The sequence below is a fragment of the Hyphomicrobium sp. genome (genome assembly GCF_009026145.1).
GTDB lineage: Bacteria > Pseudomonadota > Alphaproteobacteria > Rhizobiales > Hyphomicrobiaceae > Hyphomicrobium_A.
The window spans coordinates 215558-240988 of record NZ_WBUE01000001.1; the positions used below are offsets into that span (position 1 = coordinate 215558).

Here is a 25431-nt window from a genome sequence, read left to right on the forward strand (position 1 = left end):
CGAACCATGACTTCAAGCGGCGTGGGAATGGCGCAGCGCGCACTCCGAGAGTACCGCGTCGAGCTCGCCGACCGGCACCGGCCGGCTGATGTAGAAGCCCTGCGCCTTGTTGCAGCCGGCACGCGCCACGGTGTTGAACTCATCGAGGGTCTCGATGCCCTCAGCCACCGTGCCCATGCCGAGCGTTTCGGCGAGCGCGGCGACTGCCTTGACGATCGCCGCGTTGTCGGCGCCGCCGGGCACCTCGCGGACCAGTCGGCGGTCGATCTTCACCTTGTCGAAGGGGAACGAACGCAGCGAGCTGAGCGAACCTGTCGCCTTGCCGAAATTGTCGAGCGTGATGCCGACGCCGAGACGGTGCAGCTCTTCCAGTGTGCAGCGCATCTTGCCCTTGTCGCGCTCAAGCAGCGCTTCGCTGATCTCCAGCTCGAGACGCGATGGCGGCAACCCCGCGTCGGACAGCGCCTTCTGCACCACGCTCGTCAAATCACCGCTCTCGAACTGCAATAGCGAAAGGTTCACCGTCACGGTCAGCTCGTCGGCCCAGCGCGTGGCATCACGGCACGCCTGACCCAGCACCCAGCGGCCGATATCGACGATGGCGCCGGTCTTCTCGGCGAGAGGCAGGAACTCGGGAGGCGAGATCATCCCATTGCGCGGGTGTCGCCAGCGCAGCAACGCCTCGCAGCTCGACACGTGATGCGTGCGTAGGCTGAGGATCGGCTGGTAGTGCAGCTCGAATTGGTCGCGGCTCAGTGCCGTCTGGATATCGGCCTCCAGGCGGTGCTGCGCGTCGATATGTTGTCCGCATCCGCGGCGGTAGAGCTCGAATCCGCGCCGCCCCGCCGATTTGACGCTGTAGAGCGCAATGTCCGCGTTCTTCAGCAGCTCGTCGGCCGTCCGCCCGTGCCCCGGCGCGCGCACGATGCCGAGGCTGGCGCTGATCGTAATCGTGTGACCGAGGATGTTGTAGGGCTTGCTGATCGATGCTTGCAGACGCTTGGCGAGGCGTTCGCACTGATCGCTGCGCACCGCACCGATTTGGATGATGGCGAACTCATCCCCGCCCAGGCGGGCCAGGAAATCGGTCTTGCGGATGCTGGCGCGCAGGCGTTGAGCGACCGCTTTCAGGAGCGCGTCGCCAATCGGGTGACCATAGGTGTCGTTGACCTCCTTGAACTCGTCGAGGTCGAGCCAATGCAGTGCCAGAGATTGTCCCTTGCCGAGCCCCTTGAGCGCCTGCTCGAAGGTCTCTCGGAAATAGAAGCGATTGGCGACGCCTGTCAGCGCATCGTGATGTGCGAGCCACTCGATTTTTTCCTCGGTGCGCCGCTTCTCGGTAATATCCTCCTGGATATCGACCCAGCCGCCGTCGGCGAGCGGCTGATACGTGACGAGCAGTGTGCGCCCCGAGCGCAGGTGCTGAATCTGCGAGAATGAGCGGCCTTCGGCGAGCTTGGTCCGATGCTCGGTCAGCCACCTCGAGAACTTGGCGTCCTCCCCCGCTCCCTGGCGACCGGTCTCGTGACGCACGTGATAGCGCACGATGTCGGTCAGCGGAGTGCCGGGCTGCGTGAGCTCTTCCGGCAGCGAATACATCTGCCGATAGCTCTTGTTGCAGACGATGAGGCGTTGGTCGGCATCGAACATGGAAAGCCCGCGCACCATGTTGTTGAGCGCGACCTCGAACCATGTGTTGAGTTGCTCTAGCGACCGCTTCTGCTCCAGCAGCAGGTCGGCGCGCGCACCATCGTTGAGTTGATCTGAAGGATCCGCCGCCTCATGGCTGGCGCGATCAAATGCGGGTTCTTTACCCATCGAATGGAGTGCCCCTCCACAACGCAAACGTCTGTGGCCCATCGGCGGGACGATATGGCTTCATCCGTATTCGGTGGCTTAAGTAGACGCTGGGCGTTTCAGGCAAATCGGCCTGACCGCGGTAACGAGTGTGGCCAAGGACGATCCAGTATGTGGCTGAAACTTAGGAATCTTTTTGCCGCCACGCAGTGCGATCATTAATGGCGGCGAAATCCGTCATCCTGTGTAGCAATCACATTTTGTGTCAGCGTACTTACCTCACTCAGCACACGGCGTTTTCGCCTCGAAGAGGCAGAGGTCGCGGATGATGCAACGTGGGCATTCCGGCCGGCGCGCCTTGCACACGTAGCGTCCATGCAGGATGAGCCAGTGGTGAGCATGTATGGCGAACTCGGCCGGCACGACGCGCAGCAGATCCTCCTCGACCTCCAATGGCGTACGTCCGCTCGACAGCCCGGTGCGGTTGGCAACGCGGAAGACATGCGTATCGACGGCCATGGTCGGCTCGCCGAAAGCGACGTTGAGGATGACATTTGCCGTCTTGCGCCCGACCCCTGGAAGCGCCTCCAGCGCCGCCCGGTCGCGCGGCACGCTACCACCATGGTTGGCGACGAGCTGCCGCGATAGCTCGAGCACATTGCGCGCCTTGTTGCGATATAGGCCGATCGTCTTGACGAACTCGCGAATGCCGTCTTCGCCAAGCTGCACCATCTTTTCAGGCGTGTCGGCGATCTGGAATAGCGCGCGCGTCGCCTTGTTCACGCCGGCATCCGTCGCCTGCGCGGAAAGCACCACGGCGACAAGGAGCGTGAACGGATTGACGTACTCGAGCTCGCTCTTGGGGTGTGGGTCGGCGGCCTCGAAACGCCGGAAGATCTCGGCGATGGCCGGCTTGCTCAGCCGCGTGCGCCGGCCGGCGCGCCGTGACGCTACCGCCGTCGGCGATTGCCGCTTGCGCGCGCCAGGCTTGGCCCTGCTGGCGCTCCGATCAAGGCTCTTCATAACTGCCGTCCCCCGCGCTAGGCTTCTCAGATGAGCGAAAACCGGCAGCCAAAACAAGCGCCAATCGCACCGTGTGCAAATCCCGGTACGCAACAAGCGCAGGATGAGCGCGCAAGCTTTCGTGCCGTGCTCTACCCGCACCGTTCGCTGGGGCCGCGCGGATTCCTCATCCTCATGCTGGCGATCGGGGCGGTGAGCTTCATCACCGGCATGGTGTTCCTGCTCATGGGCGCCTGGCCGGTGTTCGGCTTCTTCGGCCTCGACGTGGTGCTGATCTACATAGCCTTCAGGCTCAACTACCGGTCAGGCCGCATCTACGAGATGGTCGAGCTGACGCGTGAGGCGCTGACCGTCACGCGCGTGCACCCTTCCGGCAGGCCGGAAAGCTTCGCGTTCAATCCCTATTGGGTGCGCGTGCACCTCGCCGAGGGACCGCAGGGTCGCACGGACCTGCGCCTTGCCTCGCACGGAGACGAGTTCGCCTTCGCCCGCTTCCTCACCGACGACGAGCGGCGCGATTTCTCAAACGCGCTTTCCGGCGCTCTCGCGCGCACCCGCGCTGCATAGGCGTAGGGCGCATGGAACGCACCGTGCAACGCGCTGCAAGTTGGGTGAAACTGCGCGCAATTTGACGGAATTTCGTCTCAATCCTTCGCGCCCAGCCGAGCGGGAAAACAACCCCCGACAGGTAACCTTAAGGCAGCCGGCGAGAGGTGTCGGCATGAGCTTATGCGCCGGAGGGAGCTATGCGTCGTTTCGTTGCCAGTGCTTTGATCGTCGGGGCGGCCCTGACGATGAGCATCCATTCCGCTGAAGCTGGCCGCGCCTATCGCGCCCCGCGAACCAGTGATTGCGTGCCGACCAACGGTCCGTTCGGCTTCTACGGCAACATCTGGTGCCAGCCGAACGAGGCCTCCTATATGCGCAATCTCGCCGCCGGTTGGCCGCAGAACACGCCGAAGTCGCTACGCATGCCGAAGCCCTCGTCGAACTACGAGTGGTGATCGACGCCTAACACCGCGCGGCCGCTTAGGCGAAGCGGCCGCCGCGCTGCAGGACCTCGATCTTGTAACCATCGGGGTCCTCGATGAAGAAGAACGTCCCGAACGGCTTTCCCTCGTGCGACATCTGCTTGATGTCCTTCGGCGCCAGCCCGAGGGAGATAAGCCGCGCGTGCTCGGCGCCAAGATCGTCGACGACGAACGCCAGATGCCCATAGCCGTCGCCGAGCGTATACGGCTCGCTGCGGCCCTTATTGACGGTCAGCTCCACCTCGAACGGCGAGCCGTTCCCGCGCATGTAGATCAGCGTGAAGTCCGGAAAGTCGGCGCGCTCGGCGATCTCGAGACCAAAAGCCTTGCGGTAGAAGTCGACGCTTCGCGCCTCGTCCTTGACGCGCACCATCATATGGATCGGCTTGGCCATGAGCACTTTCCTGTCCCTGCAGCGGGCTTCTTGCCTCAGCTCCGCGGTCGCTTCACAGCCACGGACGCGCCGCCGCTGCCGCCTGCTCGAACTTCTCGATCGACTGCTTCTTCTCCAACGTCAGCCCGATCGAGTCGAGGCCGTTCAACAGGCAGTGCTTGCGGAATGGATCGATATCGAACTTGATGACGCCGCCGTCGGGGCCGCGAATCTCCTGTGCTTCGAGATCGACGGTGAGCGTCGCGTTGGCGCCACGGTTCGCGTCGTCCATCAGCTTGTCGACTTCCGCCTGCGGCAGCTTGATCGGCAGAATGCCATTCTGGAAGCAGTTGTTGTAGAAGATGTCGGCGAAGTCGGGAGCGACGATGCAACGGATACCGAAGTCCAGCAGCGACCACGGCGCGTGCTCGCGCGAGGAGCCGCAGCCGAAGTTCTCGCCGGTGACCAGGATCGTCGCCTTGCGATAGGCCGGCTTGTTGAGCACGAAGTCCGGCACTTCCTTGCCGTCCTGGTCGTAGCGCATTTCGTAGAACAAGCTCTTGCCGAGCCCGGTGCGCTTGATCGTCTTCAGGAACTGCTTGGGGATGATCATGTCGGTGTCGATGTTGCGCAACGGCAGCGGCGCAGCGACTCCGGTCAGGGTTGTGAACTTCTCCATGCTGGCTCTTTCGGTACCTTTCACATTCTGAGGCCGTCGGCGAGCGCTCGAAAGTAGCCCTCGGCCGAGGCGAGACGATCGATGTGGGTGGGCTTGCGGCCGGCAACCACGCTTCTGTGGAGCTCGCCCGGCCGAAGCAACTCTAGCCGCCTTTTAACTCCTGCCAGCTTGCGCCCGTCAAGGTGATGCTCCAGCGCGCCGACCATGGTCTCGACATAGCCGCTGATGCGGCCGAGCTCGCGCACGGCGCGCTGGCGCGCGCTTCGATCGCGCGGAGCCGCCTCCAGCTGGCGCAGGGCTTCCCCCGCCCGTTCGAGTGTCGCGGCGATCTTCTCGGCGTATCCGGCGACCCGCGCCCGCCGCACCTCGTCGAGCACGCTGAGGGAGGAGAGCCAACAGTGCACCGTCTCGGCGATGGCGAGCAGGCAGCGGGCGTAGTCGGCGATGGGCAAGGGGTTGAGCGCTCCAACGGCGTCTCGATCCTAACGCTCGGCCGCAGCGCGGGGATTTCGCGTTGCGAGGACGCCGAACGGTGCCGAACCGGCCACTCATCCACTATTTCTTAACCAAAAGAATTCACCCTCCGAGGCAACGCCAATGGCTGTCCATTTCGTGTTGCGGAGATGCGTATGTACCGAGTTCTCGCTGCTGTCCTTTTGGCCGCCGTCACCGTCGCGGTGACCGGCTGCACCGGCTCTCTCCGTCTCGGGAGCAACGTTCCCGTCGTCGAGAACGATCACGACACGGCCAACGCCTGAGCGCCAAATCCTCACCGCCGACGGCGCGAGTGCGGTCGGAGATTTCTGCGCCTTGTCCTGCGCTCGAGGGCCCTGAATAGCTCCTTCCTGTAGACGCTGTGCTTTGCCGCCGCTATTGGCTGCGAGCGGCATCTCGCACCGGGGTGCCGAGCTTCAGAGCCCGACGCATGACTTGGCCATCCGGGACGTCGCCATCTGGCCTTGCGGCCCTCGCCCACGGCGCCGTCCTCTCGCCCTTCACGCAACTGCGTAAGCTCCTCGGCACAACGCCGGCGGGGCACGTCGAGCCCATCGATTTGACCATCGGCGAGCCACGCGAGCCGATGCCGACGTTTGTCGTCGACAAGCTTCTCGAAGCGGCGCCGAGCTACGCCCACTACCCCCCGATCCGCGGCACGGCGGAGATGCGCGGAGCTATCTCCGCCTGGGCCGCGCGCCGCTATGGCGCCACCGCCGCGCTCGACCCGGAGCGCGAAGTTTTGCCGCTAAATGGCTCGCGAGAAGGGCTTTTCCTGGCTGCGCTCCCTGCCGCCGGACGCACGCAGGTGGCTGGCAGACCGGCTATCCTGATGTGCAACCCGTACTACAGCGCCTATATCGGCGGCGCCCTCGCGGCCAACGCCGAGCCCATGTACCTCAATGCCACCGAGGCAACCGGACATCTGCCCGATCTCGACGCGCTCGCCGACGACAAGCCGCTGCTCGAACGCACCGTGGCGCTCTACCTGTGCTCGCCCGCCAACCCGCAGGGTGCCGTGGCGAGCCCCGGCTATATATCGCGCGCGCTCGAGCTTGCCCGCGCCTATGACTTCCTCCTGTTCTTCGACGAGTGCTACTCGGAGATCTATTCCGACGCACCCCCCGCCGGCGCGCTGCAGGTGGCCGCAGCGACGCCCCAGCGCTTCGCCAATCTCGTCGTGTTCAACTCGCTGTCGAAGCGGTCGAACCTGCCGGGGCTGCGCTCGGGGTTCTGCGCCGGCGATGCGGGCTTCATCGAGACCTTCGCCGAGCTGCGCAACATGGTGGCTCCGCAGATGCCGGGGCCGACCCAGCACGTCTCGGCGGCCGTATGGGCGGACGAGGCGCACGTCGAGGCGAACCGCGTCGCCTACCGCCGCAAGTACGACATCTGCGACCGCATCCTTGCCGGCAGGTACGGTTACCGCCGACCGGCCGGTGGGTTCTTCCTATGGCTCGATGTGAGCAACTTTGGCGGCGCCGCTCAGGCAACAGTAACCTTATGGCAACGCGCAGGTGTCAAGGTTCTACCTGGTGCCTTCCTGGCGCAAGCCGGACGCGACGGGACCAATCCGGGGGCGAACTATCTGCGCCTGGCTTTGGTCCGTGACGCGGCGACCGTCGGCGAGGCACTCGAACGATTAGTAGTAGTTCTTGCGTAACCGAGTACGTTCGAGATGCCGCTCGAGTCGCGTGACCCGAGACGCCTGCTTCCGTCTGCGGTGGAGGACAGGCTGATTGGATGGCTGATCCGCGCCGGAGGACTGCTCCTCCTGGCGTGCGTTGCCGCTGCCTGGGCGAGCCTCCTCACCTGGTCGCAATCCGACCCTAGCCTGACGCACGCCGCCGATGGCGCGGCGACCAACGCGCTCGGCTCGGCCGGCGCCATCTTCGCCGACGTGCTGCTCAACACCCTCGGGTTCGCCGGCGTCTTCTTACTGCTTGCCCCCATGTTCTGGGGCCTCGAGCTGATGCTCGCCGAGCGCATCTCGGCCAACCGCAAGAAGACCAGCCTCTTTCCACTCGCTGTGCTGTTGCTCGCCGGCGGCTTTGCCGCGCTTCCGCTTTCGGTGGGCTGGCCGTTTGGTCACAGCTTCGGCGGTATCGTCGGTGACTGGGCCTATAAGCTCACGGCGACACTGTTCGATCTTGTCGGCGCCGGCCACGCAATGCCGCTGGCCGGCCTCGCGTACTTCCTCGGCGGCTTTGCCCTCTTGGGCTACAGCGTCGGTCTCGAGCGCGATGACCTCCACCGGCTCATCGAGCGCAGCCATCGCCTGTCGCGGCGCCGCGGCGCCCTGATGCCGGAATGGATGGGGCAGTATTTCGCCCGCGCAAGCGTGGCCTTCGAGCCCGCCACCGGCAGCCCGCGGCGTCCGCGCTACGCCACCGATGGCGATCCGAGCTATGGCGCCCGCCGCGAGCCGTTCCTCCCCGGGCCAGCCGCATTCGAGCGTCCGCAGGCCGTACAGGCCGCATTTGCCCAGGCCATTGCCGCCCGCAACGCAGCGGCGCCGGAAGAGATCATCGGCGGACGCGACCGGGATTTTGACGACAGCACCGACGCCGAGAGCCGCGCCATTGCCCGGCGCTTCGCTCCCGCCAATGTCGAGCGACTGCCGGCAGAGCCGCAGGTGATCGAATTGCCGGCAGAAGAGGCGGCGCGTCAAAAGCCGAAACGCGGCAACCTGCTCGCGGGCATCGCACAGATCCGCGCAGTCGGCGCCTACCGCGCCCCCTCGCTCAACCTATTGCGCCGGCCGCCGGCGGCGAAGTCGGGACCCACATTCACGCAGTCCGTGCTGCGTGGAACCGCGCGCCTCCTGGAAGAGGTGCTCGCCGACTTCTCCATCAAGGGCGAGGTGCGCGAGATCAGGCCGGGGCCCGTCGTCACGCTGTTCGAGCTCGAGCCCGCCCGTGGCACCAAGTCCTCGCGTGTGGTAGCGCTCGCGGAGGATATCGCGCGCTCGCTGAGCGTCACCTCGGCGCGCGCGGCCATCGTGCCCGGGCGCAATGTCATCGGCATCGAGCTGCCGAACGTACGGCGCGAGACCGTCTATCTGCGCGACATCTTCGAGGCAGACGCCTTCACCGCCACCGACGCAGCGCTGCCGATGGCGCTCGGCAAGTCGATCGGCGGCGAGCCGATCGTGGCCGATCTCGCGCGCATGCCGCATCTGCTTGTCGCCGGCACCACCGGCTCCGGCAAGTCAGTCGGCATCAACGCGATGATCCTGTCGCTGCTCTATCGGCGTTCGCCGGAGGACTGCCGCCTGCTGATGATCGACCCGAAGATGCTCGAGCTGTCGGTCTACAACGGCATCCCGCACCTCCTTACTCCCGTCGTCACCGACCCGCACAAGGCCGTCGCTGCTCTGAACTGGGTCGTCGCCGAGATGGAGGAGCGCTACAAGCGCATGGCGGCGCTGTCGGTGCGCAATATCGAGGCGTACAACGCGCGCGTGCGCAAGGCGCAGAGCCGTGGCGAGCATCTTGCACGCACCGTGCAGACCGGGTTCGACGAAGCGACCGGCGAGGCGGTCTACGAGCAGCAGGAAATGGCGGCGGAGACGATGCCTTACATCGTCGTCGTCGTCGACGAGTTTGCCGATCTGATGATCGTCGCCGGCAAGGAGATCGAGGCGGCCGTGCAGCGCCTCGCGCAGATGGCGCGTGCCGCCGGAATTCACCTGATCATGGCGACGCAGCGCCCGTCCGTCGACATCGTCACCGGCACCATCAAGGCGAACTTCCCGGCGCGCATCAGCTTCAAGGTGGCGTCCAAGATCGACAGCCGCACCATCCTCAACGAGCAGGGCGCCGAGCAGCTCCTGGGCCAGGGCGACATGCTCTATTCGCTCGGCATGGGACAGATCATCCGCGCCCACGGCCCCTTCGTCTCCGACGAGGAGGTCGAGGGTGTCGCCGAGGCGCTGCGCCGCCAGGGAGCGCCGCACTACATCGACGGCATCACCGATACGCCAGCCGCCTCTGAAGGGACCGGCGCCGACGCGCGCTCGGCCAGCGAGGACGACATCTACGACATGGCGGTCGCCATCGTGCTGCGCGATCGCAAGGCCTCAACCAGCTACATCCAGCGGCGCTTGTCGATCGGCTACAATCGCGCCGCAGATCTCATCGAACGAATGGAAAGCGAAGGGCTTATCGGCCCGGCGAGCAGCACCGGCAAGCGCGATATCCTCATCACCGGTCGCGACGGGACAGGAGCGCGTGCCGCAGCGGGCTGACAAGGATGCCGGCAAGGCATAGGCTCCCGCCTACATCTAGACGTAATGTTCGGCGAAGAGCGCTAGTGGGAGTTCCCGCGCGCACGGGGATATTCTATCTAAGACACAATTTTGGAGCGATTCGGGAGACGTCGGGGGCCCATGCAGGACCTGAGAGCAGTCGCGATTGCGGCGATGGCATGCTTTAGCCTGATGACGGCGCAGGTGGGTGCTGCTGGCGAGGACGCATCGAAGCCCCTCAATGTCCCGGCGCCGACGCCGGCCACGCCCCCCAAGCCAGCCGAGCCGGCCGCAGCCGCCTCAGGCTCGGCCTGGAGCGCCGAGGTTGCCCCCGCCAAGGCCGGGGAGGGCCTTACGCTCGATGCACGGCAGACCGAGCTGGTCCACAAGGTCTCGGGCTACTTCAGCGATATCAATACGTTGCAGGGCAACTTCGTGCAGACGAGTGCCGACAACAAGCGCATGAAAGGCAAGTTCTACGTCAAACGCCCGGGGCGGTTCCGCTTTGATTATGCGCGCCCGTCGCGCCAAATCGTCGTGTCCGACGGTCAATACCTCGCCATCCAGGATCTCGACCTCAACAATGAGGACCGCGTGGCGCTGGACGAAACCCCGTTCCGCCTGCTGCTGCGCAGCGACGTCGACCTCGTGCGCGATGCGCGCATTATGGAAGTACAGGAATCGGAAGACCTTCTCGTCGTCGGCCTGGTGGACAAGAACCCCGACACGCCGGGCCAGATCAAGCTCTTCATGTCGACCAAGCCGGAGCTGGAGCTGAAGGAGTGGGTTACCAAGGATGCCCAAGGCCTCGACACCCGAGTCCAGGTGTCGGATCTCACCAAGAGCGGCGAGATTGACGCTTCGCTGTTCAAGATTCAGTCAATCGGCAGGCCAATGTCCACGCCCTGAACGGCGCCCACTGTGGCTGTTCGGACTCTTGGCAACAGCTGGCTGGGGAAAACCCCTCAGCGGCTGGTAACATTTTTGTGAAGTCGGCCCCCCGGCTCTATTGAACTTCAGCCCTTTGCGCTTAACTCAAGCTAGTCAGGTGGTGTCACCCTGTATCGGTAGTGCCCCCCGTCTAGCCGAAAGACATCACCTGGGGTGCCGGCTTCCCTCCCGGCACCACGCGCGAAAGCGCTCTCGACGCCCAACCCCTCCCCCCGGGGTTGGGCGTTTTTTCGTACTCCCAGCACGGAATTCGCAAGCTAGCCCGCCGGCGCCTGCAGCGCCGCCCGAGGCGTTGTGGCCGCTGCACCCGCCAAAAGTGCGTCGACCCGTCGCAGCTCGTCGGCGAAGGCAGTCAGCCGCTTGGCAAGGTTCTGCACCAGCCGGTCGGCGAGATCCGGGTCTTCGAGCATCTGCTCATGCAGTGCATCCCGCGTGATATGCACCGCCCGCACCGGCGAGCGCGCAACCACCGTCGATCCGTAGGTGGTCTCGATCAGCATCGCGGCTTCGCCCAGCAGAGAGCCCGGCTCCACCGGCTCGGAGCGAGCGGCGAGCTCTGGTCCGCTGACGCGCGCCGCGGTGCCGGCGATGATGAGGATCGCCGCCTCGGCGATGCCGTTCTCCTCGATGATCACGGCGCCGGGGGTGTAGGACACGCGCTCGGCGCGACGGGCGATGGCTGCGACCTGCAGCGGGCTCAGTCCACGCAACAGCGGCAGCACCGCCAGGTGTCCGGCAAAAAGTTCCAATGGCGCCCGTTTGCGTTGATTGGCATTTCCGAACGCACGACTTGTCACCACGCCGTCCACACCGCGATTGAGCCGATGGGATCGGTCCAACGCCCGGCAACTTCGGTTGATTCGCGGCCAGCGGCTATGCCCGCCGCACAACAGGTGACGGCTGCTTCCACACGATGTCCAACCTCGCTGTGGAAAACCCTAGGGAACCAGGCGGTAGCCGCCGGTCTCCGTGACCAGCAGCTCGGCGCTCGAGGGATCCTTCTCGATCTTCTGCCGCAAGCGATAGATGTGCGTCTCCAGCGTGTGCGTCGTTACGCCGGCGTTATAGCCCCACACCTCGTGCAGCAGCGTATCGCGCGACACGACCTTGTCGCCCGAGCGGTAGAGATACTTGAGAATCGAGGTCTCCTTCTCGGTGAGCCGGATCTTGGCGCCCTTGTCATTGATGAGCAGCTTCGAGGCCGGCTTGAACGTGTAGGGCCCGATGGCGAACACCGCGTCCTCGCTCTGCTCGTGCTGGCGCAACTGCGCACGGACGCGTGCCAGCAGCACGGCGAACTTGAATGGCTTGGTGATGTAGTCGTTGGCGCCGGCGTCGAGGCCGAGGATTTGGTCGGCGTCGGATACGTTACCCGTCAGCATGACGATCGGCGTCTTGAACCCGGACCTGCGCAGCAGGCGCACCGCCTCGCGGCCATCCATATCAGGCAGCGACACGTCGAAGACGACGAGATCATAGTGATCGGACTTCGCGAGTTCCATGCCTTTCGACGCGGTACCGGTCGTCTGCACCTCGAACTCGTCATGGAGGATCAGTTGGTCTTTCAGGGTCTCGCGCAACTCCTCGTCGTCATCGACGATAAGAATGCGTCGGGCAGTGCTCATCTTGGTCTCTTTCGCTCCCGCACAGACATTGCCCGCCGAGCCGCGAAATCGGTGGCCGCGGCCCACGTCGGGCTCTATCTGACGGATGCGAATAGCACGCGCGCCGGGAAGCTCCAATGAAGAGGCAGGCCAGGATTCGACGTATGGCCCCTAAAATCGTCGTGAGAAGCCTATCGGCCGGTGCATCGCGGGGTGTGCTCACCTTTGGCAACCTGCGATTTCCCTGTGCCCTGGGGAAAACAGGGCGGCGGGCCGGTAAGCGCGAAGGCGACGGGGCGACCCCGATTGGCGATTTTCCGCTGCGCTCAGTCCACTATCGGCCGGACCGGCTGCCGCGACCGCGGACGCGGCTGCCCACATCGCCCATTCGCCCGCACGATGGTTGGTGCGATGCCCCCGGCGATCGTAACTACAACCGCCCCGTCCGCCATCCCTATACTGCCAGCGCCGAGCACATGTGGCGGAGCGACCGGCTCTACGATCTGGTCGTCGCCATGGGCTACAACGACCACCCGCGCATCAGCGGTCGCGGCAGCGCCGTGTTCATGCATGTCGCGGGCGCAGGCCTGAAGCCGACCGAGGGGTGCATCGCTCTGGCGCGCCCGCACTTGCTGCGCCTGTTGCAGGCCGTCTCGCGCGACACTTCGGTGAGTATTCGCCCCTGAGCCCCCCAAAAAAACGGCCCGGAATGCCGAAGCACCGGGCCGAGTTTAGAGCACGCCTAGGGGGAGGCGCACGCTCGGGAGAAGACGCAGGCCGCGAACCGCAAGCGCGGCTCGCGGCCTGCAGGGTGACTACTGAACGGACTCGCCGTGCAGCGCGACGTCGAGACCTTCGACCTCGGCGGCCTCGCTGACGCGAATGCCGATGGTGAACTTCAGGACCATCAGGATGACGAAGGTGGCGATGGCGCACCAGGCAATGGTGGCGAGCACGCCGTACACCTGAAGGGGAACCTGAGCGAAGTTGCCCTCGAGCAGACCGGCCTTGCCGCCGTATGCCTCGACGGCGAACACGCCGGTCAGGATGGCACCGATGATGCCGCCAATGGCATGGACGCCGAAGACGTCGAGGCTGTCGTCATAGCCGAGAGCCTTCTTCACGCCGGTCGACATGATGTAGCAGCCGACGCCGGCGGCTGCGCCGATGACCAGCGCACCCTTGGGATCGACGAAGCCGCAGGCCGGGGTGATGGCGACGAGGCCAGCGACCGCGCCCGAGGCAATGCCGAGCACGCTCGGCTTTCCGTGGACGAGCCACTCGGAGAACATCCAAGCGAGCGCCGCCATGGCGGTGGCAACCTGCGTCGTGGTCATCGCCACACCAGCGGTGGTGTTGGCAGCGACCGCTGAACCGGCGTTGAAGCCGAACCAGCCGACCCACAGCAGCGAAGCGCCGATAACGGTCAGCACGAGGTTGAACGGAGCCATGCTCTCGGTGCCGTAGCCGGTGCGCCGTCCGAGGACGAGGCAAGCCACGAGACCGGCGATGCCGGCATTGATGTGCACGACCGTACCGCCGGCGAAGTCGAGAACGCCGGCGCTGCCAAGGAAGCCGCCGCCCCACACCCAGTGACAGATCGGGACATAGACGAGGAACAGCCAGCAGGCCATGAAGATCAGCAGTGCCGAGAACTTCATGCGGTCGACGATCGAGCCGATGATCAGCGCCGGCGTAATGATGGCGAAGGTCATCTGGAAGCACATGAAGACCAGCTCAGGGATGGTGCCCTGCAGGCTGTCCTTGCCGACGCCGGCGAGGAGGAACTTGTCGAGACTTCCGATATAGGCCTGGTACCCTTCATCTGCATTGGCCGTGAAGGCGAGCGAGTAGCCGGCGACCATCCAAAGGACGGACAGAAGACAGATCGTGGCGAACGTAGCCATCAGCACCGACAGCACGTTCTTCTTGCGCACCATGCCGCCGTAGAACAGCGCCAGGCCAGGAATCGACATCATCAGAACGAGAACGGTGGAAACGAGCATCCACGCCGTGTCGCCCGTGTCGAGCGTCGGGGCCGCATCCTGTGCCAGCGTCGGCACTGCGGAACCCGCATATAGTGCAGCGGCCGCACAGGCGGATGCTGCCAGTCTTTTCAGTCCGTTGAAGTTCATTCTGAGACTCCCCTTCCCTTCCAGTAGTACTTGGACCTTGTCCTCACGGACCAAGCCCGCTTCAAAGCGCGTTGTCGTCTGCCTCTCCAGTACGGATGCGAACGGTGTGCTCTATGGGGGAGACGAAGATCTTGCCGTCGCCGATCTGGCCGGTCTTGGCGGCACGCTGGATGGCCTCCAGCGCCTTGTCGACCTGGGCCGACGGAACGACGACCTCCACCTTGATCTTGGGTAGAAAGCTCACGGCATACTCGGCGCCGCGATAGATCTCGGTGTGCCCCTTCTGTCGCCCGTAGCCCTTTACTTCCGTGACCGTCATTCCCTGTAGGCCAAGATCGGTCAGCGCAGTGCGGACCTCTTCGAGCTTGAAGGGTTTGATGATTGCCGTGATCAACTTCATGCGGGTCCCTCTCCCTGACGCATCCGTCGCCGAGACAGCGAACGTTTCGTCTTCTGTTTGGCTATTGGCCCCAAGATCGGGTGCAATTGCCGTGTAAGACGGAGTCAAGACCCGTGCCAATCTGGTGATGCGTAGGCAACCGATTGGATTCGCAAGGGAAACGCTGCCGAGATTTCGGGCGCGAGGCCATAATGCCTCTCTTGCCTGCCTACTACCTAGGCAATTGGCGCCGAGTGCCTATCAATTGGGCACAAATGACGAGCTGCGCTGACGCATCAGCCCTTCCTGGACGACAGAGGCGATCAGCGTGCCATCGCGGGCAAAGATGCTGCCGCGGCAGAACCCTCGCGCGCCGAAGGCATTGGGGCTGTCCTGTACGTAGAGCAGCCATTCATCGGCGCGGAACGGCCGGTGGTACCAGAGCGCGTGATCGAGGCTGGCAAGCTGCACGTCGGCGTCGAACAGGAGCTTGCCGTGGGCGATCAGCGCCGTGTCGAGCAGCGTGAAGTCGGATGCATATGCCAGCACAGCCTGGTGTATGGCAGGATCGTCAGGCAAGGCGCCGTTGGCTCGGATCCAGATGTGCTGCAGGGGCGTCTTCTTATCGCGAGTCAGATAGCGTGATACGTCGACAATACGCGTGTCGATCGGGCGCTCGCGACTCCAGTAGCTGCGCATCGACTGGGGCAATGCATCGATGAGCTGGGCAATGATGTCCTTGGGGTTGGGTAGCTCTTCCGGTGGTGGGACATCGGGCATCGGCGTCTGATGGTCGAAGCCAGGCTCCGACTTATGGAACGAGCTGCTCATAGAGAATATTGGCCGCCCGTGCTGGATCGCCTTGACGCGGCGCGTCGTGAAGCTGCCGCCGTCACGAATGCGCTCAACATCGTAAACGATCGGCCGCGACGGATCGCCGGCGAGCAGGAAGTATCCGTGCAGCGAATGCACCGAGCGGCCCGCATTAACGGTGCGCGCGGCAGCCATCAGTGCCTGGCCCAGCACCTGGCCACCGAACACGCGCTGCCAGCCCTCGTTGCCACGCGCGCCACGGAACAGATTGTCCTCGAGCGGTTCCAGCTCGAGCGTGGCAAGCAGCGCGTTGAGCGCGCTCTGCGGCGCGGTGTCGTCGGTCGGCATGGGGCCTCGCGGGGTGGAAGGTGGCGGGCTAGATATGGCTGGCGTAGGTTAGCGCGCCGTGAGGCGCCCTTCAGCCGGGGAACTTAGCGCAGATGAGCGGACGAGACATGCAGCAAGAAGCCGCTCACTTCCATGTCGCAATCTCCGGGGCGAGCTTTGCGGGGCTCGCGCTCGCCTGTGCGCTGAGCGATGCACTCGGCCCAGGCTTCAAGATTGCCTTGATCGATCGCATCCCATCGACATCGGCGCGCGCCGATGCCCGCGCCTTCGCGCTGTCGGCTGCCTCCAGACATCTGCTTGAGGCGATCGGCGTTTGGCCCACAATCGCCGCCGATGCGCAGCCGGTCGAAGGCATCGACATTACGGATTCGAGCCTCGAAGCCGGCGTGCGCCCAGTGCTCCTCACCTACGACAACGTCACCGACAGTGGCGAGCCGGCGACGCACATCGTTCCTGTCGAGCCGCTTACGGCGGCCCTGCGGTCGAAAACACAAGCGCATCCGTCGATCACGATCCTCGCCCCCGCCGAAGCGACGGGCTTCACCGCGGAAGAGGCCACCGCACGGGTACGGCTCGCCGATGGCCGAGAGATCTTGGCGTCCCTTGTCGTCGCTGCCGACGGACGCAAATCGGCTTTGCGCGAGGCGGCCGGCATCAAAGTCATCGGCTGGAGCTACCCGCAGACGGGCATCGTCACCACCGTCCGCCACGAGCGACCGCACGCGGGGCGCGCCGTGCAGCACTTCCTACCTGCCGGTCCATTCGCCATCCTGCCGCTCCCCGGCAATCGCGCATGCATCACATGGACTGAGGACGCGCGCGAGGCGACGCGCATCTTGGCCCTCGATGATGCCGACTTTCTGGCCGAGGTCGAGAAGCGCTTCGGCGGCAAGCTCGGCAGCCTAGCGCTGGATGGCTCGCGGCAGTCGTGGCCGCTCGAGCTGCATCTTGCCCGCCGCTATGTGGCGCCGCGGTTCGCGCTCATCGGCGATGCGGCGCATGGCGTGCATCCGCTGGCCGGGCAAGGATTGAATCTCGCCTTCCGTGATGTCGCCGCGCTGGTGGAGGTTATCGCCGACAGCGTGCGGCTCGGATTCGATGCCGGGGACGCGCAGGCGCTCGCCCGTTATGAACGCTGGCGCCGCTTCGACTCGGCGATTTCCGCCGCGACCTTCGACGGCATCAATCGACTCTTCGCCAGCGATGCAACGCTGCTGCGCTCGGTGCGCGAGGTCGGGCTCGGCGTCGTCGACCGCATTCCCGCGCTTAAGCGTTTCTTCGTCAGCGAGGCCGCGGGCCTGACAGGTGAAGTGCCGCGGCTGCTGAGGGGCGAAGAAGTTTAGCTGGCGTCGTCTTCGTCCTCGGGCGCAGAAACCGGCATCGCTACGACGACGCGCCCCGCCGCGACATCGACGATGGGAACGAAAGCATCGATGAACGGGACGAGCTCGGTTGTGTGCTGGCCTTCGAGGCGCAACTCGAGCAGATCGCCGGCGCCGTAGTTCTGCACGGCTACCACCGTTCCGATGCGCTCGCCGTTGGTATCCTCGGCGCGCAGGCCGACGAGATCGGCATAGTAGTATTCGCCTTCACCCGTGGTGGGCAGCTGTGTGCGCAGCGCGTAGAGCGCGGTGCCTTTCAGCGCTTCGGCGCCATTGCGGTCGGCGACGCCGGCGACGCGCGCGATGACCCCCTTCGGGGTCGCGCGCACAACATTTATGTCGAGCTGCCTGGCGCCGTCCTCGGTCGCGAGCGGCCCGTAGGCGGCAATGTCCTCCGGGTTGCCCGTGTAGCTGTCGATGACCACGTCGCCGCGGATGCCGTGCGCGGCGACGATGCGCCCGAGAAGAATGCGCTGAGCTTTTTCGGTCATCGATACATGCGGCTAGTGCCTTAGCTGGGCAGCGGCCCAAGATACCTGATCTGCACGCCGATCGGAGCCCCGGCGATCTGGATGAAGGCGGTCGTCTCCGCTGCTGAGCCGGCGAAGGCGCCGACGATGTCCAGCGTGGCGCCCGACGCACCGGCGGAGAAGCCGGTGACCAGAACCCCGTCGGGCGGAACGTCGAGACGCAGGCGGATCTTGTTGAGCTGGCGGACCGCATCGAACTCGTAGGTGCCGGTGAACACGGCGCCTAACGGGTCCGAGCCCAGAACCTTGCCCTCGCGCAGCACGGCGAGACCGCTCCCGTCCTCAGGCTCGCCATCGTGCGTGGCCGCAAAGCGCAGGTTGTAGATTCCGTCTTCGAGCATGCGATGTCCCCCCACGGGCGAGGCACCGCGCCTCGCGCGAGGAGCTTCTGACACGGCAGGATTGAACGCCGGGTTAGCGGCACGCGGCGATTGCAGCCGCGTGAGCCGCCAGGGTGCTTACGCGGCCGGCTCGGCAGCGGCTGCCGCCTCGGCTGCCTTGGCCGCTTTCTCGGCCTGCGCCGCCTCGCGCTCGAGGCGCTTCTTCTTCGGCTTCGCCTTCTCGGGGTTGTTCGATGCCGTGCGCTTCATCAGCCCGGCGGCGTCGAGCAGGCGCGCGACGCGGTCGGTCGGCTGGGCACCAACGGAGAGCCAGTACTTGCAGCGCTCCAGCTCCAGCTTCACACGCGCTTCGTCGTCCTTCTTGAGCATCGGGTTGAAGGTGCCGACCTGCTCGATGTAGCGGCCGTCGCGGGGCGAGGCCGTGTTGGCGACGACAACGTAATAGTAGGGGCGCTTTTTGGCGCCACCGCGCGACAGGCGGATCTTCACGGACATTGCTTTGCTTCCTTCGTTGACGTTTCGTTGAGAGCTACTTCTTCTTTCCCGGCAGGCCGGGGAATTTCGGCAGGCCGCCACCGCCCAAGCCAGGCAGGCCGCCGCCGAGGCCCGGGAGCTTCGGCATCATGCCGCCCGGCAGACCGGGAATGCCCTTCGTCGGCAGACCTTTGGGTAGTGCGTCCTTCAGATCTTGCGGCAGCTGCTCGAGCGCCTTCGGGTCGAGCTTGGCGAGCTCTTCCTGCATCGCCGCCATTTCGGCTTCGCTCGGCGCGGCACCGCGACCCCCGCCGCCGACCAGGCGGTTGAGCATGCCCTTATTGCGGCCGAGCGTCTTCATCATGTCGGCCATCTGGCGGTGCATTTTGACGAGCCGGTTCACCTCCTCGACCTTGGTGCCGGAGCCGGCGGCGATGCGGCGCTTGCGGCGCGCGTCGAGCACCTTCGGGTTGCGCCGCTCGTAGGGCGTCATCGAGGTTATGATGGCGTGCTGCCGCTTGAGGATGCCATCGTCGAGATTGGCGTCGGCGATCTGGGCTTTGATCTTACCCATGCCGGGCATCATCCCGAGCACGCCGGACATGCCGCCGATGCGCTGCATCTGCTTCAGCTGCTCGGCCATGTCGTCGAGGTCGAAGATGCCCTTCTTCATCTTCTCGGCGATCTTCGTCGCCTTCTCGGCGTCGATCGTCTGCGCCGCCTTCTCGACGAGAGTGACGACGTCGCCCATGCCGAGAATGCGCGAGGCGACGCGGGCGGGGTGGAAGTCCTCCAGCGCGTCCCACTTCTCGCCGACACCGAGGAGCTTGATCGGCTTGCCGGTGACGGCGCGCATCGATAGCGCGGCGCCTCCGCGCGCATCGCCGTCGGCGCGCGTCAGCACGATGCCGGTGATGCCGATGCGCTCATCGAACGACTTGGCGACGTTGACGGCGTCCTGGCCGGTCAGGCTGTCGGCGACGAGCAGCGTTTCATGCGGATGCGCGATGTCGCGCACCTCCACGGATTCGCGCATCAGCTCTTCGTCGATGTGGATGCGGCCGGCGGTGTCGAGCAGGACCACGTCGTAACCGCCGAGCTTGCCTGCATCGAGCGCGCGTTTGGCAATCTGCTGCGGCGTCTGTCCACTGACGATAGGCAGCGTGTCGACGCTCGTCTGCTCGCCGAGCACGCGCAGCTGCTCCTGCGCTGCCGGGCGCCGCGTGTCGAGCGAAGCCATCAGCACTTTCTTCTTATCGCGGTCGGTGAGCCGCTTGGCGATCTTGGCCGTGGTGGTCGTCTTACCGGAGCCCTGCAGGCCTACCATCATGATGGCGACCGGCGGCGCGGCGTGAAGATCGATCGCAGCGCCCTCGGACCCCAACATGGCGACAAGCTCGTCGTTGACGATCTTGATGACCATTTGCCCGGGCGTGATCGAGCGCAGCACCTCCTGGCCAATCGCCTTGGCCTTCACCTTGTCGGTGAAGTCGCGCACGACATCGAGCGCCACGTCGGCTTCGAGCAGGGCACGCCGCACCTCGCGCATCGCCTCGCCGACGTCGCTCTCGGTGAGCGCACCGCGACGCGTCAGCTTGTCGAGAATGCCGGACAGGCGATCTGACAGCGATTGGAACATGCTCGTCCTTCACCAGGCGCCCGGGACATCCCGTTGCGCAAAACGAAAACGCACCCGCGGGCGCAACGCGCTGGCGGGTGTTGACCTCCCGGCCTCACGCTTCACGGCGCGGGCAGGGCGGCGGCTCTGTGGTCAGGGCCGTCGTGAGTGGCGCGGACAATGCCCTTAGGCCGCCACACCTGTCAACCTTGCCCCGAGCTGCGGGCCTCGGCGCGCGCCTGAGCCACGCCCCGCGCCCTGCGGCGCTCCTGGCGGCGCCATTTTCTGACGATTTTCGTCACGCGGCGCAGGGTGCGGCGTTCGGGCGGGGTGAGGCAGATGCAGCCGCCGCAGTGGCACGGGCGCGGCGTGATGAGAGAGAGCTGAAGGAGCCGGCGGCTCGATCGAGAAATAGGGACGTAGTCGCTCGCTTGGTCGGTCATGGGAACGCTCTTTGGATACGCCTGGGGGTGCCCGCGATTATCCTCAAGTCGCAGCCATCCGCCAGGGTTCCGTTCTCAGGCCGCCTCGTTTGTCACAGGCTCAATCGTTCGCCGGGGTTACCCGCAGCACCTCCCCAGTATCGTCGGTCAACAGCCAGAGGGCGCCGTCGGGGCCGGCGCGCACGTCGCGGATACGCTTGGCCTGGTCCTCGAGCAGGGTCTCGGCGGCAACGACGTTGTCCCCCTCCAGAACGAGCCGCTGCACCTGAGTGCCGTTGAGCCCGCCGACGAAGGCGTTACTTTTCCATTCGGGAAACAAATCGCCGGTATAGAACGCCAGCCCCGAAGTCGCGATCGAGGGGACCCAATAATAGAGGGGCTGTTCCATGCCCTCCTTGGCGGTGATGCCCTCGCCGATCTTGGCGCCGCTGTAGTCGATGCCGTAGGTGATCACCGGCCAGCCGTAGTTCTTGCCCTTCTCTGGGCGATTGAGCTCATCGCCGCCCCGGGCGCCGTGCTCGACGGCGTAGAGTTCGCCCGTATCGGGGCGCAGCGCCGCGCCCTGAACGTTGCGGTGGCCGATCGACCAAACCTCTGGCGCCCAGCCGGGCAGCTTCGGATTGTCGTTGGGAATGGAGCCGTCGGCGTTGATGCGGATAATCTTGCCGATGTCATTCGCCGGGTTCTGGGACTGATCGCGCAGGCTGTTGCGCTCGCCGGTGGTGACGAACAGCGTGCCGTCCCTGGCCCATACGAGGCGCGAGCCGAAGTGATGCCCGCTCTTGGCGGCCGGCTGCTGGCGGAAGATCACCTTCAGATCCTCGAGCTTGGCGCCGTCGCTTTCGAACACCAGCTTGGCGCGCGCCACGCTGGTGCCATTCTTGCCGTCGCCGCGCGGCTCGCCGTACGAAAGATAGATGATGTGGCTCGTCTCGAAGTCGGGCGCCAGCAGGACGTCGAGCAGTCCACCCTGACCGACCACAGCGACCTCCGGCAATCCATCCAAGATGGCAGGCGAGAGTCTGCCGTCCTTCGAGATAATCCGCATGCGCCCCAGCCGCTCGGTTACCAGCAACCGACCATCAGGCAAGAACTGCATGCCCCAGGGATGATCGAGGCCCGAGGCGAACGTTTCGACCTTGATTCTGCTCGGCTTCGCCGGTGCGGGCGCGTCGGTGATGACGGCTTCGACCGGCTCTGTCGTCGCTCCGACCGCCGCGATGATGGAAAAAGCGAGGCTGCGTAGGCTGCTGCTGATCATCCGGCGCGTCTCCGCTTGATTGTCTTTTTAGGCCCTCGGGCCATATATGGACACATGACGGACGCCGCCAGGATCCCCTTTCGCAAAATGAACGGCCTCGGGAACGATTTCATCGTGCTCGACGCGCGCACGCGCCCGCTCACATTCAGCCCTGAGGACGCGCAGCGCCTTGGCGACCGCACCAAGGGGGTGGGATGCGATCAAGTAATTGTCATCGAGCCGTCACAGAAGGCCGACGTCTTCATGCGCATCTTCAATGCCGACGGCTCGGAAGTGAGCGCCTGCGGCAACGCCACGCGATGCGTGGCGCTGCTCGCCGCGGAGGAGACCGGCCGCTCGGAAGTCAGCGTCGAGACGAGTGCCGGGCTGCTCAAGGCGAAAGTCGATAGCGCCGACCACATCACCATCGACATGGGCAAGCCGCGCTTCGCCTGGAACGACATTCCGCTCGCCGAGCCGTTTCACGACACGACAGGCATCGAGCTGCAAATCGGCCCCATCGACGCTCCGGTGCTGCATTCGCCGTCTGTGGTAAACGTCGGCAATCCGCACGCCATCTTCTGGGTAGACGACGTCTATGCCCACGATTTGGGGCGTTTCGGACCGCTGCTCGAGAATCATCCGATCTTTCCCGAGCGGGCCAATATTTCACTGGCGCAGGTCACATCCCGTAATGGCCTGCGGCTGCGCACCTGGGAGCGCGGCGCAGGCCTCACCAAAGCCTGCGGTACGGCCGCCTGCGCCGCTGCAGTTGCTGCAGCGCGCAAAGGCTTGACCGATCGCAAGGTCACCGTAGAACTGCCTGGCGGGGTGCTATCCATCGAATGGGCCGATAACGACCACATCTTGATGTGCGGCCCGGCCGAACTCGAGTTTGAAGGCACGCTGGCGCCGGATACTCTAGTGCGATGATCGAGAAATTCGCCATCGTTAAGCGGCCCGGGACCGCGCGAATTTCTCGATCTGAATCGCACTAGCAAGCCTATGATCCTAGTGTCCCTTATGGTTCCAAAGTTCGCTCCCAGCCTGGCCGCGACCTCGGGCGAACTTTGGAACCGGGACACTAGGGCGCGCGCCCCCGTCTAGCGAACGACAAAGTTGTCCAGTATGACCGCCCTGCAATTAACCGGCCGGATATCCCGTTTGCGCCAGGCTTCTCACGCGCGGATCGGCTCGTCATCGTCCCGCGTAACCGCCGTTTCCGAGGCTTGCTGAGCGAGAATGGCCGATCCTCTCATCATAACTCTCGGCTGCCGGCTCAACGCCTATGAGTCAGAGGTCATCCGCAAGAACGTCATCGACGTCGGCCTCGACGACGCGATCGTCGTCAATACCTGCGCGGTGACGGCCGAGGCCGTGCGGCAGGCGACGCAAACCATCCGCAAGCTGCGACGGGAGCATCCGGCGTCGCGCATCATCGTCACCGGCTGCGCGGCGCAGATCGAGCCGGAGCGCTTTGCGGCGCTCGAGGAGGTCGACCACGTCGTCGGCAACGCCGAGAAGATGCAGCCAGAGACGTTCGCCGGCCTCTCGACGTCCGGCTCCGAGCGCGTGCAGGTCGACGACATCATGAGCGTACATGAGACTGCCGGCCATTTGATCGATGGATTTGGATCGCGCACGCGCGCCTACGTGCAGGTGCAGAATGGTTGCGACCACCGCTGCACCTTCTGCATCATTCCCTTCGGGCGCGGCCCCTCGCGCTCCGTGCCGGCCGGGGAGGTCGTGGCGCAGATCCGCCATCTCGTCGAGCGCGGATGCCGCGAGGTCGTGCTTACCGGCGTCGACATCACGTCCTACGGCGCCGATCTGCCCAGCACTTCGACGTTGGGCGCGCTGGTGCGCCAGATCCTGAAGCTGGTGCCGGAGCTCGAACGACTGCGCCTGTCGTCCATCGATCAAGTGGAGGCCAACACGCACCTGCTGCGCGCCATCGCTGAGGAGGAGCGGCTGATGCCGCATTTGCATTTGTCCATGCAGTCCGGCGACGACATGATCCTGAAGCGCATGAAGCGGCGCCACAGTCGCGCCGACGCGGTCAGATTCTGCGAGGACGTGCGCCGCATGCGGCCCGACACCGTATTCGGCGCCGATCTCATCGCTGGCTTCCCGACCGAGACCGAGGCGATGTTTGAGAACTCGCTCAGCGTCATCGACGACTGTGGCCTCACCTATCTGCACGTCTTCCCGTTCTCGCCGCGCACCGGCACGCCGGCGGCGCGCATGCCGCAAGTGGTGCGTAACGTCGTCAAGGAGCGCGCCGCGCGCTTGCGGGCCAAAGGCGCCATGGCGCTGTCGCATTTCCTCGATGACCAAGCCGGCGCCGAGGTGGAGTTGCTGATCGAGCAGGATGGCGTCGGGCGCACCCGACAATTTGCCGAAATGCGCTTGCCTACCGCGGTCGCCGCCGGGGCGCTGGTGCGCGCACGTGTCAACGGCCACGACGGCCAGCGGCTCTCCGGCGAGGTGGTGGCGTGAGCGGCAAGACGCAGGGCGCATTGGGCCGACTGTGGGGTAGCAAGAGCGCTGGCGAGCCCGCCGCGACGGAGACCGATTCTGCCACCGACACGTTGGCGCAGGCACCCGCCAAGACCGGTTGGTTCGGCCGCCTCAAACAAGGCCTCGGCAAGACGTCCGCCAAACTGTCCGACGGCATCGCCGGCATCTTCACCAAGAAGAAGCTAGAGGCGGCGACGCTCGAGGAACTCGAGGACCTGCTGATCGAGGCCGACCTCGGCGTCGGCGTCGCCGAGAACATCGTCGCCGCCCTGCGCAAGGGTCGCTACGACAAGGACATCGGTGCCGAGGACGTGCGCTCCGTTCTCAAGAGCGAGGTGGAGCGCGTGCTCGCGCCTGTCGCTAAGCCGCTCGTTGTCGGCGGCACCCACAAGCCGCACGTCATCCTCGTGGTCGGCGTCAACGGCACCGGCAAGACGACGACCATCGGCAAGCTTGCCGCTCAGTTCCGTGCGCAAGGCAAGAAGGTGATGCTTGCCGCCGCCGACACGTTCCGCGCCGCAGCCATCGACCAACTCGGCATCTGGGGCGAGCGCACCGGCGCGAGCGTCGTCGCCGGCGCCGTCGGATCGGATGCCGCCGGCCTCGTTTACGACGCGCTGGCACGAGCGCGCGAGGAGAGCATCGACGTGCTGCTCGTCGACACCGCGGGGCGGCTGCAGAACAAGGAGGGGCTGATGGAGGAGCTGGCGAAGATCGTACGCGTCATCCGCAAGCTCGACCCGAGCGCCCCCCACGACGTCCTACTCGTGCTCGATGCGACGACGGGTCAGAACGCACTTTCGCAAGTCGAGGTGTTCCGCGAGCGGGCAGGCGTCACCGGCCTGGTCATGACCAAGCTCGATGGCACGGCGCGCGGCGGCATCCTGGTCGCCATCTCGGCCAAGCACGCAATCCCCGTCCACGCTATCGGCGTGGGCGAAAGCATCGACGACCTGCAACCATTCGACGCGGGCGAGTTCGCGCAAGCGATCGCAGGGAGCTAGCT

At 65.2% G+C, this 25431-nt stretch carries 26 protein-coding genes; 11 read left to right on the forward strand and 15 right to left on the reverse strand.

What is annotated here, in order from left to right; genetic code table 11:
- Nucleotides 1-12 precede the first annotated feature (12 nt).
- Together F9K20_RS01130 and nth are read right to left on the reverse strand one after the other, a co-directional pair.
- Nucleotides 13-1818, reverse strand: a complete 1806-nt coding sequence (locus tag F9K20_RS01130; protein ID WP_290996978.1) for an EAL domain-containing protein — start codon at nt 1816-1818, stop codon at nt 13-15.
- A gap of 258 nt (nt 1819-2076) precedes the next feature.
- Nucleotides 2077-2820, reverse strand: coding sequence for an endonuclease III (nth, locus tag F9K20_RS01135; protein WP_290996979.1), 744 nt, complete (start codon nt 2818-2820; stop codon nt 2077-2079).
- Between the two features lie 126 nt (nt 2821-2946).
- Between nth and F9K20_RS01140 the strand changes: the two genes are divergently transcribed.
- Together F9K20_RS01140 and F9K20_RS01145 are read left to right on the forward strand one after the other, a co-directional pair.
- Nucleotides 2947-3387 (forward strand): DUF2244 domain-containing protein, encoded by a 441-nt coding sequence (locus tag F9K20_RS01140; RefSeq protein WP_290996980.1) that lies wholly within the window; start codon nt 2947-2949, stop codon nt 3385-3387.
- Nucleotides 3388-3566: 179 nt separating this feature from the next.
- Entirely contained in the window at nt 3567-3824 is a 258-nt protein-coding gene (locus tag F9K20_RS01145; RefSeq protein ID WP_290996981.1) for a hypothetical protein, read from the forward strand.
- A gap of 25 nt (nt 3825-3849) precedes the next feature.
- Here the strand turns inward: F9K20_RS01145 and F9K20_RS01150 are convergent, their stop codons facing one another.
- The 3 genes from F9K20_RS01150 to F9K20_RS01160 are packed head-to-tail and all read right to left on the reverse strand — an operon-like array spanning nt 3850 to nt 5355.
- Nucleotides 3850-4245, reverse strand: coding sequence for a VOC family protein (locus F9K20_RS01150; protein WP_290996982.1), 396 nt, complete (start codon nt 4243-4245; stop codon nt 3850-3852).
- 52 nt (nt 4246-4297) lie between these two features.
- A complete protein-coding gene (gene leuD / locus F9K20_RS01155) occupies nt 4298-4903 on the reverse strand; it encodes a 3-isopropylmalate dehydratase small subunit (protein WP_290996983.1) in 606 nt (201 codons plus the stop codon).
- Between the two features lie 20 nt (nt 4904-4923).
- Complete coding sequence (locus tag F9K20_RS01160) at nt 4924-5355, reverse strand: hypothetical protein (protein WP_290996984.1); 432 nt, start codon at nt 5353-5355, stop codon at nt 4924-4926.
- Nucleotides 5356-5532: 177 nt separating this feature from the next.
- On the opposite strand from F9K20_RS01160, the gene F9K20_RS01165 reads away from it, so the two are divergent.
- From F9K20_RS01165 to F9K20_RS01180, 4 genes are all read left to right on the forward strand, one after another.
- Nucleotides 5533-5661, forward strand: a complete 129-nt coding sequence (locus F9K20_RS01165; RefSeq protein ID WP_290996985.1) for a hypothetical protein — start codon at nt 5533-5535, stop codon at nt 5659-5661.
- 167 nt (nt 5662-5828) lie between these two features.
- A complete protein-coding gene (locus F9K20_RS01170; RefSeq protein WP_290996986.1) occupies nt 5829-7061 on the forward strand; it encodes an aminotransferase class I/II-fold pyridoxal phosphate-dependent enzyme in 1233 nt (410 codons plus the stop codon).
- Between the two features lie 15 nt (nt 7062-7076).
- Nucleotides 7077-9647: a DNA translocase FtsK 4TM domain-containing protein gene (locus F9K20_RS01175; protein WP_290996987.1), complete on the forward strand. Its 2571-nt coding sequence runs from the start codon at nt 7077-7079 to the stop codon at nt 9645-9647.
- Between the two features lie 174 nt (nt 9648-9821).
- A complete protein-coding gene (locus F9K20_RS01180) occupies nt 9822-10556 on the forward strand; it encodes an outer-membrane lipoprotein carrier protein LolA (RefSeq protein WP_290996988.1) in 735 nt (244 codons plus the stop codon).
- 299 nt (nt 10557-10855) lie between these two features.
- Here the strand turns inward: F9K20_RS01180 and F9K20_RS01185 are convergent, their stop codons facing one another.
- Nucleotides 10856-11347 (reverse strand): cyclic nucleotide-binding domain-containing protein, encoded by a 492-nt coding sequence (locus F9K20_RS01185; RefSeq protein WP_290996989.1) that lies wholly within the window; start codon nt 11345-11347, stop codon nt 10856-10858.
- A 189-nt stretch (nt 11348-11536) separates the two neighbouring features.
- Nucleotides 11537-12223, reverse strand: coding sequence for a response regulator transcription factor (locus F9K20_RS01190; protein WP_290996990.1), 687 nt, complete (start codon nt 12221-12223; stop codon nt 11537-11539).
- Nucleotides 12224-12366: 143 nt separating this feature from the next.
- Here F9K20_RS01190 and F9K20_RS01195 point away from each other — a divergent pair, with 143 nt between their 5' ends.
- Entirely contained in the window at nt 12367-12888 is a 522-nt protein-coding gene (locus F9K20_RS01195) for a L,D-transpeptidase family protein (protein ID WP_290996991.1), read from the forward strand.
- A gap of 129 nt (nt 12889-13017) precedes the next feature.
- Here the strand turns inward: F9K20_RS01195 and F9K20_RS01200 are convergent, their stop codons facing one another.
- The 3 genes from F9K20_RS01200 to tesB form a co-directional block, all read right to left on the reverse strand.
- Nucleotides 13018-14337 (reverse strand): ammonium transporter, encoded by a 1320-nt coding sequence (locus F9K20_RS01200; protein WP_367115811.1) that lies wholly within the window; start codon nt 14335-14337, stop codon nt 13018-13020.
- A gap of 61 nt (nt 14338-14398) precedes the next feature.
- Nucleotides 14399-14737 carry a P-II family nitrogen regulator gene (locus F9K20_RS01205; protein WP_072371748.1) on the reverse strand — a complete coding sequence of 113 codons (339 nt, stop codon included), beginning with the start codon at nt 14735-14737 and terminating at the stop codon, nt 14399-14401.
- A 240-nt stretch (nt 14738-14977) separates the two neighbouring features.
- A complete protein-coding gene (tesB, locus tag F9K20_RS01210) occupies nt 14978-15877 on the reverse strand; it encodes an acyl-CoA thioesterase II (protein WP_290996992.1) in 900 nt (299 codons plus the stop codon).
- A 107-nt stretch (nt 15878-15984) separates the two neighbouring features.
- Here tesB and F9K20_RS01215 point away from each other — a divergent pair, with 107 nt between their 5' ends.
- Nucleotides 15985-17220, forward strand: coding sequence for an FAD-dependent monooxygenase (locus tag F9K20_RS01215; protein ID WP_290996993.1), 1236 nt, complete (start codon nt 15985-15987; stop codon nt 17218-17220).
- Here F9K20_RS01215 and rimM read toward each other — a convergent pair.
- The 5 genes from rimM to F9K20_RS01240 form a co-directional block, all read right to left on the reverse strand.
- On the reverse strand, nt 17217-17750 hold the full coding sequence (gene rimM / locus F9K20_RS01220; protein ID WP_290996994.1) for a ribosome maturation factor RimM: 534 nt from the start codon (nt 17748-17750) through the stop codon (nt 17217-17219). The genes F9K20_RS01215 and rimM overlap by 4 nt on opposite strands.
- 20 nt (nt 17751-17770) lie before the next feature.
- Nucleotides 17771-18130 carry a hypothetical protein gene (locus F9K20_RS01225; protein ID WP_290996995.1) on the reverse strand — a complete coding sequence of 120 codons (360 nt, stop codon included), beginning with the start codon at nt 18128-18130 and terminating at the stop codon, nt 17771-17773.
- A gap of 117 nt (nt 18131-18247) precedes the next feature.
- Nucleotides 18248-18625 carry a 30S ribosomal protein S16 gene (gene rpsP, locus F9K20_RS01230; RefSeq protein ID WP_290996996.1) on the reverse strand — a complete coding sequence of 126 codons (378 nt, stop codon included), beginning with the start codon at nt 18623-18625 and terminating at the stop codon, nt 18248-18250.
- Nucleotides 18626-18659: 34 nt separating this feature from the next.
- A complete protein-coding gene (gene ffh / locus F9K20_RS01235; protein WP_290996997.1) occupies nt 18660-20243 on the reverse strand; it encodes a signal recognition particle protein in 1584 nt (527 codons plus the stop codon).
- Between the two features lie 522 nt (nt 20244-20765).
- Entirely contained in the window at nt 20766-21926 is a 1161-nt protein-coding gene (locus F9K20_RS01240; protein ID WP_290996998.1) for a PQQ-dependent sugar dehydrogenase, read from the reverse strand.
- 87 nt (nt 21927-22013) lie between these two features.
- On the opposite strand from F9K20_RS01240, the gene dapF reads away from it, so the two are divergent.
- From dapF to ftsY, 3 genes are all read left to right on the forward strand, one after another.
- Nucleotides 22014-22838, forward strand: coding sequence for a diaminopimelate epimerase (gene dapF / locus F9K20_RS01245; protein WP_290996999.1), 825 nt, complete (start codon nt 22014-22016; stop codon nt 22836-22838).
- A gap of 309 nt (nt 22839-23147) precedes the next feature.
- Nucleotides 23148-24404 (forward strand): tRNA (N(6)-L-threonylcarbamoyladenosine(37)-C(2))-methylthiotransferase MtaB, encoded by a 1257-nt coding sequence (mtaB, locus tag F9K20_RS01250; RefSeq protein ID WP_290997000.1) that lies wholly within the window; start codon nt 23148-23150, stop codon nt 24402-24404.
- On the forward strand, nt 24401-25429 hold the full coding sequence (gene ftsY, locus F9K20_RS01255) for a signal recognition particle-docking protein FtsY (RefSeq protein ID WP_290997001.1): 1029 nt from the start codon (nt 24401-24403) through the stop codon (nt 25427-25429). The genes mtaB and ftsY overlap by 4 nt, the downstream gene beginning before the upstream one ends.
- Nucleotides 25430-25431 lie beyond the last annotated feature (2 nt).

Coding starts and splice junctions, on each gene's coding strand:
- F9K20_RS01200 (WP_367115811.1), bottom strand. CDS start 14,337: ATGAACTTCAACGGACTGAAAAGACTGGCAGCATCCGCCTGTGCGGCC.
- F9K20_RS01130 (WP_290996978.1), bottom strand. CDS start 1,818: ATGGGTAAAGAACCCGCATTTGATCGCGCCAGCCATGAGGCGGCGGAT.
- leuD (WP_290996983.1), bottom strand. CDS start 4,903: ATGGAGAAGTTCACAACCCTGACCGGAGTCGCTGCGCCGCTGCCGTTG.
- F9K20_RS01170 (WP_290996986.1), top strand. CDS start 5,829: ATGACTTGGCCATCCGGGACGTCGCCATCTGGCCTTGCGGCCCTCGCC.
- F9K20_RS01165 (WP_290996985.1), top strand. CDS start 5,533: ATGTACCGAGTTCTCGCTGCTGTCCTTTTGGCCGCCGTCACCGTCGCG.
- ffh (WP_290996997.1), bottom strand. CDS start 20,243: ATGTTCCAATCGCTGTCAGATCGCCTGTCCGGCATTCTCGACAAGCTG.
- F9K20_RS01145 (WP_290996981.1), top strand. CDS start 3,567: ATGCGTCGTTTCGTTGCCAGTGCTTTGATCGTCGGGGCGGCCCTGACG.
- nth (WP_290996979.1), bottom strand. CDS start 2,820: ATGAAGAGCCTTGATCGGAGCGCCAGCAGGGCCAAGCCTGGCGCGCGC.
- tesB (WP_290996992.1), bottom strand. CDS start 15,877: ATGCCGACCGACGACACCGCGCCGCAGAGCGCGCTCAACGCGCTGCTT.
- F9K20_RS01205 (WP_072371748.1), bottom strand. CDS start 14,737: ATGAAGTTGATCACGGCAATCATCAAACCCTTCAAGCTCGAAGAGGTC.
- F9K20_RS01190 (WP_290996990.1), bottom strand. CDS start 12,223: ATGAGCACTGCCCGACGCATTCTTATCGTCGATGACGACGAGGAGTTG.
- F9K20_RS01175 (WP_290996987.1), top strand. CDS start 7,077: ATGCCGCTCGAGTCGCGTGACCCGAGACGCCTGCTTCCGTCTGCGGTG.
- rpsP (WP_290996996.1), bottom strand. CDS start 18,625: ATGTCCGTGAAGATCCGCCTGTCGCGCGGTGGCGCCAAAAAGCGCCCC.
- mtaB (WP_290997000.1), top strand. CDS start 23,148: ATGGCCGATCCTCTCATCATAACTCTCGGCTGCCGGCTCAACGCCTAT.
- dapF (WP_290996999.1), top strand. CDS start 22,014: ATGAACGGCCTCGGGAACGATTTCATCGTGCTCGACGCGCGCACGCGC.
- F9K20_RS01150 (WP_290996982.1), bottom strand. CDS start 4,245: ATGGCCAAGCCGATCCATATGATGGTGCGCGTCAAGGACGAGGCGCGA.
- F9K20_RS01195 (WP_290996991.1), top strand. CDS start 12,367: ATGGCCCCTAAAATCGTCGTGAGAAGCCTATCGGCCGGTGCATCGCGG.
- F9K20_RS01225 (WP_290996995.1), bottom strand. CDS start 18,130: ATGCTCGAAGACGGAATCTACAACCTGCGCTTTGCGGCCACGCACGAT.
- F9K20_RS01180 (WP_290996988.1), top strand. CDS start 9,822: ATGGCATGCTTTAGCCTGATGACGGCGCAGGTGGGTGCTGCTGGCGAG.
- rimM (WP_290996994.1), bottom strand. CDS start 17,750: ATGACCGAAAAAGCTCAGCGCATTCTTCTCGGGCGCATCGTCGCCGCG.
- F9K20_RS01215 (WP_290996993.1), top strand. CDS start 15,985: ATGCAGCAAGAAGCCGCTCACTTCCATGTCGCAATCTCCGGGGCGAGC.
- F9K20_RS01240 (WP_290996998.1), bottom strand. CDS start 21,926: ATGATCAGCAGCAGCCTACGCAGCCTCGCTTTTTCCATCATCGCGGCG.